Origin of the sequence: Corynebacterium sp. UBA4397, from assembly GCF_002390965.1 — a bacterium.
Taxonomy (GTDB): Bacteria; Actinomycetota; Actinomycetes; order Mycobacteriales; family Mycobacteriaceae; genus Corynebacterium; species Corynebacterium flavescens.
Genome location: NZ_DGRD01000020.1, coordinates 84,929 through 97,666 on the forward strand (window position 1 = coordinate 84,929; position 12,738 = coordinate 97,666).

A 12,738-nucleotide genomic window follows, 5' to 3' on the forward strand; every position below is an offset into this window, starting at 1 on the left:
GCAAAATCACGGCGCTCATTGAGCTGGAAACGCAGTTTTCCCCTCCATCCTGCTGGAACTGGGGTTTTCTTAACAAGAGGAGGGGAAAGTAGGGAATAGGAAGCCGCGGGCTTTAAGTCCGCGGAATGAGGATTTAAGCCTCGTAGTGCTTCTTAGCCACGCGGCGTGCGATCTTGCCGGAGGAAGTGCGGTTGATCTCGTGGCCGGCCTTCCACACGATCTCAGCCGGGGTGACGCCGTGGCTCTTGGTCACGGCGCTGCGGATTGCCTCGGTGGCTGCGGCATCATCCGCGGCATCGCTGCCATCGGCACGCTCGACCAGGATGACGAGCTCCTCGGTGTTATCTCCCTCAACGGAGAAAGCAGCGATGGAATCCGGGCGGACGTGCTCGCTGGCGGCCTGCACGGTGCCCTCGATGTCCTGCGGGTAGTGGTTGCGGCCAGCAATGATGATGAGGTCCTTGAGGCGGCCGGTGATGTAGAGCTGATCATCAACGATGGTGCCGAGGTCTCCGGTGGCCATCCACTTATTGTCATCCGGGGCACCGGGGATACGGGTACCGCTTTCCAGGCGCTCGCCGAGCTGGTTGCGGAAGGTGGCGGCGGTCTCCTCGTCGCGTCCCAGGTAGCCGGTGGCCATGTTGTCGCCGTATACCCAGACTTCACCGATGAGGCCGTCTGCGATTTCGGCGCGGGTCTCCGGATCAACAATGGTGAGGTACTGTGCCGGAACCGTCTGCCCATTGGAGGCAAAGGCTACGGTGTCCTCGGACCTATCCACGATGGTGGCCTTGCCTGCTTCAAGGTCGCTGCGATCGAAGTGCGAGATCAAAGGACGCTCGCCGCGCTGCGGGGTCGAGACGATGAGGGAAGCCTCTGCCAGACCGTAGGAGGGGCGCAGGGCCTCGCGGCGCAGGCCGTAGCCCTCGCCGAAGGTCTGCCAAAAAGCGTCGAGGGCGGACTCGGTCACCGGCTCGGAGCCGATAATGATGCCAAGCACGTTGCTGAAATCGAACTCCTCGCCCTCCTCCGGAGCGCCGTAGCGTGCGGCGAGCTCGAGAGCGAAGTTCGGAACCACAGCGTAGGTGCCGGCGAGGTGCTCATCCATGGGCTGGCGGGAGAGCTGGCGTACCCAACGCTTGGGCTGCTGGACAAAGTCACGCGGGGTCATCATCTCGAAGTTCAGGCCCAAGATGGTGACGAAGGCAGCGAGGATGATACCCATATCGTGGTGCAGGGGCAGCCACGAGGTCACGCGCGGCGGAACCTGAAGCTGGGCGCCGACGAAGATCTGCAGCACGTTGGTGAGGATCGAGCGGTTGCTCAGGACGACGCCGGCGGGTGTGCGCGTGGAACCGGAGGTGTACTGCAGGAAGGCCGGCTGATCCAGCGGTGCCTGCGTGGCGGCTGCGGCCATGGCGCGGCCTGCCTCGGTCTCCATGGGGTTCTGCCAGGATTGCGCGAGGGAATCCGGCAAGGAGTCGATGGAGATGATGCGTGGGCGCTCACGGGCCGGGATCTCAGCGAAGTACTCACGCACCGCTGCGGCGGAGGGGTTGTTGGTCAACACGATGGTGGGATTTGCATCCCCGAAGACCGCCTTGAGGTGATCCGCGTGACCCGGTTCGTTGGGATCATAGAGCGGAATCGGCAGCATGCCGGCGTAGAGAGCGCCGAGGAAGCCGAAGAGGTACTCCGGGGAGTTTCCGGCCAAGATGGCCACGCGGTCCCCGATGGTCCCGACCTGCTGCAGGCGTGCTGCAACGACCTTGATGCGGGTGTTGACTTCCGAGCGAGTGAGATCGCGCGGCTTGCCGTCACGGTCCTCGTCGAAGAGCCACTGGCGCATGACCGGGCGATCTGGGATGCCTGCCTGCAGCTCGCCCTGGTAGACGTGCTCGCTCAAGCCGGCCAAGGTCAGGTGCGGCGGCAGGGTGATTTGGCCCTTTTCGTCGAAGAACTGGCCGATCAAGGCTTTGAGGTCCATCGAATCTCCTTGTGGGTTCGGTTTTTACTTTTGACATTGAAAATATCAGAGAAAGCGTGAGAAGTGTTACACACGCTCCGCACTAGATCTGATCGATCTTCTGCCGCGCCCAGTCCACCAGCCACTGATTCGCGGTGGTATCAGCGATGACGCCGGTATTCGAGGCATACATGGCGTGCACGCCGTTGGCCTCGATGAGCCCACGAGCGCGGTCTAGGCCGTTGAGGGCATCGCGCGGGGCATCGCAGATGGAGTCATTGGGCGCGCAGATTTGATAGGTGCGATCAGCCAAGGAACCGAAGCCAAACTCGCGCGGGCCGCGCATGGTTGCCCCTGGAACGATTCCTTGCACTAGGCCGGAGACTGGCTGCAGGGCGATCTCCGCACCCACGCCGCCGAGGTCAAAGCCGGGGTTGATGCCCACACCATTCTCGCGGCGACCATCGGCAACGATTGCCACGCCGGCGACGTTATCTGCCGGGATTGCACCGGTGCCGCCGCCGATCTTATCGGCGACATCGCCGACGATGACCGCGCCCTGGGAAAAACCGGTCAGGAGGAACTGCGTGGCCGGGCAGCTGGCATGGGTATCGCGCAGCTCCGTTTCTAAGCGGGCGGTGCCTTCATTGCGGGAGTCGTCATAGCTCATCTCCTGCTGGGCGTTGATGTTTTTAAACTGCGCCGTGTAGGGCAGGGTCCACACCTTGACGTCCTCGGGCGCATAGGCCTCTTTCAAAGGGTTGCTCACAGAGAGCATGAAGGAATGCGGGTTCGCCGTGGGATTGAGCGGATCATCATCCGCTGCGGATTCCCACGTACCCGGCGCAGAGATGACTTCCACGCGCGGGCACCAATCCGGTTGGGCCGGAGGCGCCGCGGTATCAGATTCCCCGGGTTGTCCCCCAACGGTGCCACCATCGATCCCATCCTGAGATTCCAGGAACTGGGTAACGCCGACGCCGATGACGGCAAGGACGGCGAGGACGGCTACAACAGTGAGTGTTTTACGCATGAATTATTTTCTACCTCGCAAAGATGCCAGAAGCATTCAAAAAGTACTAGCAAAATGCTGTGCGTGCCTGATCCGCGATGAGCGCAGAGAGTTCTTCATAGGACATCGACGTGCGTTCTTGTTCGATGAGCTGGCCTGCCACTGCGGGGATGGTCACGTTATCCTCGGGCTGGCACGCGGAGTAGCCGGCGCCGATAATCTGGTCCTCGACCCCTTCGGTGTTAAGCCCGGCATCCCCCAACGCGTGCAGGTAGGACTTCTCTGCGTCGTCGACAGGCACTGCGGAGGTAGGGATCTCCGAAACCTCACGCGCGCCTTGGTCCTCGGCTGCGGGCTCCGAGGCCGCTGCGCTGGGTCTCGCGCTTGTCGAAGCCGCTGTAGAGGACGCCGCCGCACTGCTGCGCTCCAAGGGCGGCACGGACGTAGCCTCTCCCGAGCCTTCACTTTCCACGGTGGCGGAACCGCAGGCGCTTAAGAGACAGGCTGCGCTAAGGGCGGCTGCGGCGAGAATATAACGAGACATCGCCTAGCTCTTCTCTACCTTGACTTGGCCCATGATCTCGCTGATGGTTCCGTGCTGGAACTTCTGCGTGAGTCCACCGGCCGCGATCTCCTTGTAGTCCTCGGTGGGCCAGCCCATCTCGCCGCGCTCCCAATCACGCTTGCCCCATTCATCCTTGATGGCGCCGTTCAGGATGTAATGCGCGCCCGAAGGACCGGAGAAGTAGATGCTGCCGTGCTCGAACTCCTGGAACCAGCCGCCCTCGATGGCGTGCTCATTGCCCTTGGGGTAGCCCAGCTTGGACTCCGGGCCGCCCATCTCTTGGTACTTGGCGCCGATGGCACCGAATACCAGCGAGTGGGAATCGTCCGGGTTGCGCGTGAGCATGCCTCCCTCGAACTCCTGAATGAAGCCATCTCCCACCGCCTTTGCTTGGCCAACGGGGTACTTCAGAATCCCGTTCTCCCAGCCGGTCTCTCCCCATGCGTCGACCATGTCGTGCGGAATGGCCCACGCGCCCTTGTCCGGGGTCCAGTAGATGGAGCCGTTCTCAAAGTGCACGTAGCGCCCGCGTCCGTCAGGAGTCTTCTCCTCGCCGGTCTTGGGGAATCCCAGCCAGCCCTCGGGGCCGCCCTCGTTGGCGTAGCGTGCGCCAATGCGTCCGAAGATGGCATGTGCACCGGTCTGGGGCGACCAATAGGCGGTGCCGCCCTGGAAGTCCTGTGCCTTGCCGCCCTTGGCAACGTCGTACTCGTTATTGATGCAGTTGCCGATAACACCGGACTCGGTAGCTTGGGCGATGGCTCCAATGGGAGCGCAATCCGCGCCGCGGTCTTCCTTGGGGATCTGCAGCGCATCCGCGATAGAGGACCACGCCGCGTTCATCTCAAACTGCCAGTACTCCCAGCTGTGCACGCCGGTGGGACGGAAGCGGGTAATCGGCTCCACGCCTGCGCGCTTGGCATAGTTGACGAAGGTCTGCGTCGACATGCGCGAGATGACTTCGAGACCAACACCAGCCATGTTCGCTGGCCCCTTGGACACGGACTGGCCTACGCCAAAGTCATCCTTGCCCGAACCGGAAGACACGTAGACCGTCATGTCCTTGAGGGCTTCCGTTCCCAGCTTGGGATCGTGGTCGATCCAGCCCTGAGAATAGGGAGCGCCCCACATGTTGGAGGAGGTATATCCACCGGCATCCGTCTGCGCCGCCTGGATAGCCTCGGGCATGCCGCGGGAGGTCGTGTCCAAGTAACCAGAAAAGGAACCGACGAAGTCGAAGAGCTGCGGGTTGCGCTCAGCCAGGTTCACTGCGGCGGTGCCGCCCATGGAGATGCCCACGATGGCACGCTTCTTGTTAGAGCGGTACTCGTTATCGAGCACTGGGATCAGCTCGCGGGTAAGGAAGGTCTCCCACATGTAGTGGTCACCCTGGTCTGGCTTCTCCCAGTCGGAGTAGAAGGAGGACTCGCCGCCGACGGGCATAATGACGTTGACGTTGCGGTCCGCGTACTGGCTCAAGATATTGGTCTCGATGATCCAGCCGGATTCATCATCACGCGCACGCAGGCCGTCGAGCGCCCATACCTCCGGGAAGGTCTTGTCTGGGCTGGAGTACCAGTCACGCGCCAGCTGAATCTGCACCACGCGCTCTTTGTCCGGCATCGCCGCGGATTGGATGTACACCTTGAGCAGGCGGTTGGTGAGGTACTCCACGCGGTTGACCTTGACGCCTGCAGGAAGGTCAGGCACGTCGGGGTACTCGGTGCTAATCGGGGTGCGCACGGGAGGATCCTTGGGCGCAATGGAATCAGACAGGTTGGAGCCGTTGCCGCCGAGGTTGGCTACGGCGTCGGTCGATGAGGACTGGGCAGCGGCGCTGGGCAGGAGAGAAAGGCCCACAGCGATGGCAGTCGGTACGGCGGCAATGGCGAGTCCCTTGCGGGTCTTAGCCAACCGCAGGGAAGGCCGAGTGCTCACTGGCGAGTTCTTAGGCATAGGTGCTGATCCTTGTAGTGATGTCGAGGTAGCACCGAGCAAACGCGCCTTCCGAGGGTTCCCCTCCCCCGGATGGCCTGCAGGGTGCAACATGCTATCTATTGTGCCGTCAAGTTTAAGTTGAACTTGACAGTTTGAGAAGAGGGACACGCCCATTCCACAAAAGTAGTAAAAACGACAATTGCCAGGAAGAAGCGAACTTCTTCCTGGCAATATGTGCCGACTTCAGAACTATTAAGACAAGTTCCGTCTGATTCAGGAATTCTAAAGCGAGGTGAGCTGCGAGCGTTTACCAGGCGTTCATGGTGTCAAGGACGCGGCCCTTGGTCTTCTCCAGCTGGTAACCAAATTGCAGCCAGTTGTGCAAACCCTGTGCGGGGTAATCCGTGGTGAGCCTGCTCAGACCATCAGCGCGGGCCTTAAGCTCCCAAGCGCGGGTGGTGACCATAGAGGCAGCCTCGAGCGCAGCACCGGAAGCCTGGTGCTCCGGCAAGTAGTTGGCCTGGTCAGCCGGGCCGGCGATACCAGAAGCAGCGGAGACGTAGACATCCGTATTGCGCAGGCCACCAGTCTGGTACAGCGGGTCATTTTCAAAGCGGCGGGGATCGATGATCGAGCCGTACATTGCGTTGATGTTGTACCCACCGGCATCCAGCAGAGCGAGGCGAATTGCCGTCTGCGCTCCAGGGACAGTGGTGGTCAAGAAACCGGAGAAGGACAGAGCCTGACGGAACTGCTCCGGATGCTTGCCGGCGAGGGTCAGCGCGGCGGTGCCACCCATGGACAGGCCGGCGATGGAGTTGTTGTTGCGAGCCACGCCGAAGTTGGACTCAAGGTAGCCAGGCAGCTCCGAGGTCAGGAAGGTCTCCCACTGGTAGTTGACCGGATCGTGCAAGTCATACTTTGCCGAACTATTCCAGTCGGCGTAGAAGGAGCCGGCGCCACCCACGGGCATCACCAAGGTGATATTGCTGTCTACATAGGTTTGCGCCGCGTTGACATCGTTGACCCAGGCGTTGGTGACATCGGTGGCACGCAAGCCATCGAGGAGGTAGAGCCCGGCGTTGCCGCCATTCGTGGCAGGCTGGATCTGCACCGGGATGTTTCGTCCCATGGCCTGCGACCATACGTCACAGCGCTGGACCCAGAAGCCCACGCCGTCCCAAATACAGGTATCGGTAGCATCGGCGCGCAGACCATCGCGGTTAGCAGCGTGAGCTGGCTGGGCTCCGGCCACAACGGCCAAGCCCAGGGCAACGGCGACGGCAGTGACGAAAGCCAGCATCCGGCCCTTCAGGCTGGAAGTAAGTGCGGTCATGTCTCTCCTTTGATTCGCTTCCCAAATAGCGTCTTAAAATAGTGTCTTTTTCTGTATCGCTCGGCGGCACTCGAACGTTAACATTACAGAACAGTAACAATGTTTCTGGGAAAACGCCTAATGTAGGCTGGCCCGCACATCTGCGGCGAGGAGACTTAACGCAGGTAGTCCTCTGGATTGGCGGAAAAAGTAAGGGTGCGCCCCTCCCCCAGAGAAAACCTAATGTTCTCCCAGAAGCGCTGCGCAGTCAGCGGATCGCGGTAGGTGGCAAAGAGGCGCTGGAAGTCATCGCTCTGCAGGGCCTCGCGTGCGCGGCGGGATCCTTCCTTGTCGAACCCTGGCGGGAGTTGCTCGATATCGGCCCCGGAATCGGCCACCTGCCAGATGCTCGCCAGGTTTTTATCGTGCCCAATGCGGCCGTCCTCGATGCGCGGCTGGCGGGCAGCAAGCGGTGTAGCCAGGCCAATCGGGTCAAGCACGCGCACCTCGAGGGGAGCATTCGCCGAGGACATGCCCATATTGATGAGATAGAGCGTGGCCGGATCGGTGCGTTGCGGATCGCGGGCCAGGCCATGCCACTCAAAGGTCTGTGGGTTGTCATTAACCAGGAAGGGCAGGGCCAGGGCGTCACCGTTGCGCAGATCCTCAATGCCTTTATCGAAGCCGCCAAGCAACTTCATGTTGTCGAAGTCCTCGACAGTGCGTGGCGGGTGTCCCGGCTCCCGTTTGGTGGCATAGGTCCAAAAGTCCCGCTCATCCACCACGGAGATCCCCTGCTCATACTTTGCCCAGTCTTGCGGGTGCGCACGCAGCACAATGACGAGTGCCCATAGGGCGCACAGTGCTGCCACCAGGGTTGTTGCAGCGGTACGCAGCGGCAGGACGAATACCGGAAGAAGCACCGCGAAGAGCGGGAGGAGCAACATGCGGCCATGCATGAAGTCGCCGCCAACGCGCAGTACATAGAGGGTATGGAGCGCGGCTGCGCCCACCAAGAGGTAGGTCACGGTGGCCTGCGAGCGCCATCCACGCGGGTGCAGGTTCTTGCCGTAGAGCTGCCAGGCGGCTATCGCCAGCAGCACCAAGGGCATCCACAGCATGTAGGGCATAAAGAAATCTGCCAGGTAGGAAAAGCCGTGGCCCCACGCGGAGCCGGAGGCAGACTTTGCTACCGCGGTATGCGGGGTGAGCAGGCCGTAGTAGCCCATGCGGAAGAACTGGTAGCAGCCGGGAACAAGCACCGCGACCGCGAGGATTCCCAGGCGCGCACGCCAGGAGCGATGGGCGATGAGGAGCAACAAGCCGGTCAGCCCGCCGTAGAGGGCGAACTCCGGACGCACCAGCCAGGACATTCCGGCCCACCAGGCCAATACATAGGGAGTGCTATCAAAACCAGGCTGCGCATGGCGGCCGGCGTGGGCACGGGGAGTGCCCGCCCAGCGAACCAGTAGCGCCCAGAGCACCGCCAGATAGAAGATGGACAGCCCCCACTCGAGCCCGGAGGTAAAGAAATCGCGGGCAGGAGGAAGGGCTAGGTACACCAAGGCCCCGGCCGGGGCGATGAGGGCGCCCGAGCGCAGGCGCGTGGCCGTTGCCCAGGCGCCAATGATCATCGCCGCCACGGAGAGAAAAAGCCCGAGGTAGATGGCCACCGTGGCTAAGTCGAGGCGGGTTAGCCAGCCGGCCCCCCACACTAGGTACTGCCAGAGCGTGGAGGTATTGGCCTCGACGCGCTCGCCCGCGTTGAATACGGGCCCGTTTCCAGCCTGCAGGTTGCGCACCGTGCGCAGGACGATGAGGCCGTCATCGGCGATCCAGCGGCGCGCGAATCCCCCCCCGAAAGAAAAAACACCGATAACACCCAGGGTGATCCACACAGTGAATCTGGCGTAGGGATTGTTATCAGTGTTATGCACGAGGCAAAAGTTTATCAGCTTCAGCGCTCAAATAAGGAAACCACGATGGGGATTCCCCCAGGTATTGTGCAGGCTCAAGGCAGAGTTGAGTCCAACCTATGCTCCCATAACGGGGAGGATATATACCGCGACGGCGATACACGCCAGCCACAACAGTGCCAGGATCTGCAAGGCACGGTCCTGCAGGGCAATCTCATCGGGCGCACCGCCATTGCCGCGGTCGACGTCGGCCGCATAGCGCAGGATAGCGATGGTAAAGGGCACCATGGAGATCTGATACCACACGCTGGCGGGACCATCGGCATCGTTGGAGAGCTGGAAGCCCCACAGCGAATAGGACATGACCACGGCCGTAGCCGCCAGGGTCCACACAAAGCGCAGGTAGGTGGGCGTATAGCCCTCGAGGGACTTGCGGATCTTTGCCCCGGTTCGCTCCGCAAGGAGGATCTCCGAGTAGCGCTTGCCGGAGGCCATAAACAGCGAACCAAACGCCGCTACCAGGAGGAACCACTGGGAAAGATCGATGCCGGCAGCAACGCCACCGGCCATCGTGCGCAGCATGAACCCGGAGGACACCAGGGCGATATCGATCACCGGCATGTGCTTCCACCCGAAGCAATATCCCAGCTGCAGGGCGATGTAGACGGCCATGACGATGGCCAGTTCCGGGCCGGCTGTGGCCAGGAAGGACAGCCCGATGGAGCCCACAATCAACAATGCGGCCATGGCATAGGCCATTCCCACCGGCAAGACGCCCGCCGCGATGGGGCGGAAGCGCTTGGTGGGGTGCGCACGGTCTGCCTCAACATCGCGGGCATCGTTGATGAGGTAGATGGCGGAGGCGCCCATGCAGAAGACGATGAATGCCAAGCCGACGTCGACAAGCACGCGCGAGTGGAAGAGCGCATCCGAGCCCGCGGCGGCCGGGGCCGCGAGCACGAGGACGTTTTTGACCCACTGCTTCGGGCGCAGGGCCTTAATCATGCCATCGACGAGGTTCTTCGGAGGCTTGCGCATGCGCCCGGTATCTACCCCGGAGGTATGCGGCTCCGAGTGGAAAATGCGTTGCTCGCCGCCATTAGGGCGCTCATCACTCATGCGTTCTTCCTTTCGAAGCGGGTGACTGCCTCCGCCGTGGCGGCGCCGATGAGGGCACCGGCCACGGTATCGGAGGGATAATGCACTCCGAGCACCATACGCGATGCCATCATCACAGGCACACCGAGCAGCGGTGCCGGGGTGCCCAGCACGCGTGCGGCGCCAACGAGGAAAGCCGTGGTGGAGGTGGCATGTGAGGAGGGAAAGGACAGCCGGGAGGGCGTTGCCACCCCGACACGAACATAAGGGTAGTCCGGGCGGCGGCGGCGCACGATGCGCTTGACGACGACGCTTGTGGCGTGCGCCCCAAAGGCCGCCACCCCTACCCCTATCCACTGACGACGGCGCTTTTTATCCAGCACCGCGGCAGCGGCGGACAGGCCCATCCAGCCCAGCGCGTGCTCGCCGAAGTGGCTGAGCGCTCGCGCGCCCGGCACCACGCCGGGCACCTCGTAGACGGCATCCTGCAGCGATTCCAAGATATGGGACTCGGCCACGCTGACACTGCCGGGTTCCTTATTGGGCATCGAAGACCTCTTTCCATGCCTTAAGGGAGGTGAGCTTGGGCAGCGCGGTGCGATACTGCGCGCGCAGGGAATCAAACTCGCCCTCGATCTCCGTGAGCAACTCCCGGGTCTGCTGCACCAGGTTCTTGGCCAGCTCGCGGTCGCGCTTGCGGAAGGCCACGCCGGTACCGCCAGCGGTAGATACCGTCGCGGAATCTAGGCGCGAGAGGGTAAACCAGCGTGCCTCCTCGGGCGTGAGGTTGAGCTGCGGGGCCAACGCATTCTCCGGGTCTTCTTTGGACAGCAGGTGCTTGAATCCCTTGATGGCCCAGGGAATCTTCTTGATCTTGGCTAGGCGCCCGCCAATGTTGCTGGTAGGGACACCCGGCGCGCCGGTGGGCGCGGGGAGCTGGTCGGCGGATTCGAGGATGACCGCGTCCGAATAGTTCTTGCGGATAGCGGCGATGCGCGGCAGCGAGGTCTCCAAGATATCGAAAAGGTGGCTCGGGCCGGCCAAGAAGTCCTGCATGGCCTCGAGCTGTATGGCCATGGTGGAGTACTCCATGCACATCGTGTGCTTGAGGGTGGACTTGAAGATGGACTTGGTGATGCCCTTGGGGTCCCCATCGTGGTACAAGGCCGCGACGATGAGGCGGTTGCGCAGGTGGAAGTAGGCCTGCCAATCGATGGCGTCATCCTTATCGGCCCAGGCCATGTGCCAGATGGCCGCGCCCGGCCAGGTCACCGTGGGGAAACCGTACTGCGCTGCGCGCAGCGAGTACTCGGTGTCATCCCACTTGATAAACAGCGGCAAGGGCTGACCAATGGTTTCCGCCACCACCCGCGGGAAAAGGCACATCCACCAGCCGTTATATTCCACATCCACCCGGCGGTGCAGGGCCCGGGAATCATACTTCTTCGGATCCAGCCGCGATTCCTCGTCCCCGATGGTGCTGAGCGGATACTGGGCGAAATCATGATCGTAGACCGCGTGGGTTGCTGCGGACCACATGAAGTCCTTGCGGTCCACACGCTCGCCAGTGGTGCGCAGCTGCGAGCGCTCCTGCAGGTTAAGCATCTGCCCGCCCACGATGATGGGCTTGGCGGCGAAACGCGCCACCTGCACGGCACGCAGGATCGAGTCCGGCTCGATGGCGATGTCATCATCCATATACAAGATGAAAGGCGCATCCGTATTCTCCAGCGCCTCATACATGATGCGCGAATAGCCTCCGGAGCCGCCCAGGTTGCCCTGACGGAACTCGCGGAAACGCTCCCCGAAGTGCTCGACTGCCTCGGCGTAGCCCGGCTCATCCGCCGGGTGCTGCGTGCCCTGATCCGGCATGAGGACAACCTCGATGATCTCATCGACTACTGAGTCCTCGCCCAATGCCTGCAGGGCTGCAACGGCGTCGCTGGGGCGGTTGAAGGTGGGGATACCCACCGCGACCTTCTTGGCGGAGGGTGCAATCGCCGTGCCATCGGGCAGGATCTGCTCCCCCGGCGCGTGCGGGGCGCACCACGCCGCGTCAGCTATGACCGTCTCGGTCTCCGCCGTGACATCGAACCACAGCCAGCCGCCGTCTTCGAAGTTCTTCAGCGGGATCTCAAACTCGTGGTGGCCCGTGGTAACTAGGTGGTTGGCCACGGAAATGCGCTGCCCATCCTCCTTGGAGCGATACAGGGAGACATTGGCCTCACCTTCCACATCAAGCACGAGCACCACCGAGCGCAGCTGCGACCAGCGGCGCCAATAAGAGGCCGGGAAGGCGTTGAAGTAGGTCTCGAAGGAAACCTCTTCGCCGGCTGGGATGGTGACGGAGGTGCGATCACTCCAGCGCAGACGCTCGCGGTTGTGCTCCGCCTCAATGAGGTAGAGCATGCGCACGTCAAAAGGCTCGCCGCGTTTGGGGAGCAGAATTCGTGCCAAAGGTTCCTTTACCTGGGAATTACTCACAGTTCTCCTTGGATTTTGCATACTTCTGCGTCTCAGATTAGTTCTTCGCGTCCACGGTAACCGGTTGCCACAGCGAGGCCCGGCCCCGCGATCCAGATAATGGGACGCCAGACGTTAAAACTCTACCCTCCCTCCAATAGCCGTGGTAGCGGACGCTGCTGCGGGACTGCCCTAAGCCAAGATTCCTCATCCCCATGCTTGGCGCCTATCCGAGCAGCGCATCACTGACAACCGGCACTCCGCCCCCCTTAGCCCGTTGCTCCCCGCTGGCCCAGATCCTCTATATCGATAACACGATCCGCAGAAGCCAACACAGCCGCATCATGGCTAGAAATTATGAAGGTGCGCCCCAAAGACCGGAATTCTTTTAAGATCTCAATAACCTTCTCCGATGTAGTTGAATCCAAGGGCGCCGTAGGTTCATGGTCAAGTCCTTTTGAGTGG

The 12,738-nt window shown here is 61.9% G+C and carries 9 protein-coding genes and 1 pseudogene; all 10 read right to left on the reverse strand.

What is annotated here, in order from left to right:
* Positions 1-133: 133 nt before the first annotated feature.
* Positions 134-1,987: a FadD32-like long-chain-fatty-acid--AMP ligase gene (locus B2696_RS04795; RefSeq protein WP_286954247.1), complete on the reverse strand. Its 1,854-nt coding sequence runs from the start codon at positions 1,985-1,987 to the stop codon at positions 134-136.
* Positions 1,988-2,069: 82 nt separating this feature from the next.
* A complete protein-coding gene (locus B2696_RS04800; protein WP_286954248.1) occupies positions 2,070-2,999 on the reverse strand; it encodes a cutinase family protein in 930 nt (309 codons plus the stop codon).
* Between the two features lie 46 nt (positions 3,000-3,045).
* On the reverse strand, positions 3,046-3,522 hold the full coding sequence (locus tag B2696_RS04805) for a hypothetical protein (RefSeq protein WP_286954250.1): 477 nt from the start codon (positions 3,520-3,522) through the stop codon (positions 3,046-3,048).
* Between the two features lie 3 nt (positions 3,523-3,525).
* Entirely contained in the window at positions 3,526-5,499 is a 1,974-nt protein-coding gene (locus B2696_RS04810) for an alpha/beta hydrolase-fold protein (protein WP_286954251.1), read from the reverse strand.
* A 289-nt stretch (positions 5,500-5,788) separates the two neighbouring features.
* Positions 5,789-6,817, reverse strand: a complete 1,029-nt coding sequence (locus B2696_RS04815) for an alpha/beta hydrolase (RefSeq protein ID WP_286954252.1) — start codon at positions 6,815-6,817, stop codon at positions 5,789-5,791.
* 155 nt (positions 6,818-6,972) lie between these two features.
* Positions 6,973-8,733: a flagellar motor control protein ZomB gene (zomB, locus tag B2696_RS04820; RefSeq protein ID WP_286954253.1), complete on the reverse strand. Its 1,761-nt coding sequence runs from the start codon at positions 8,731-8,733 to the stop codon at positions 6,973-6,975.
* Positions 8,734-8,829: 96 nt separating this feature from the next.
* A complete protein-coding gene (locus B2696_RS04825) occupies positions 8,830-9,831 on the reverse strand; it encodes a decaprenyl-phosphate phosphoribosyltransferase (RefSeq protein WP_075730689.1) in 1,002 nt (333 codons plus the stop codon).
* Positions 9,828-10,358 carry a phosphatase PAP2 family protein gene (locus B2696_RS04830; protein ID WP_286954254.1) on the reverse strand — a complete coding sequence of 177 codons (531 nt, stop codon included), beginning with the start codon at positions 10,356-10,358 and terminating at the stop codon, positions 9,828-9,830. Before B2696_RS04830 ends, B2696_RS04825 begins: the two co-directional genes overlap by 4 nt.
* Positions 10,348-12,315, reverse strand: coding sequence for a glycosyltransferase (locus tag B2696_RS04835; RefSeq protein ID WP_286954255.1), 1,968 nt, complete (start codon positions 12,313-12,315; stop codon positions 10,348-10,350). The genes B2696_RS04830 and B2696_RS04835 overlap by 11 nt, the downstream gene beginning before the upstream one ends.
* Positions 12,316-12,542: 227 nt before the next feature.
* Positions 12,543-12,738: pseudogene (locus tag B2696_RS04840) on the reverse strand (hypothetical protein); the annotation flags it as partial.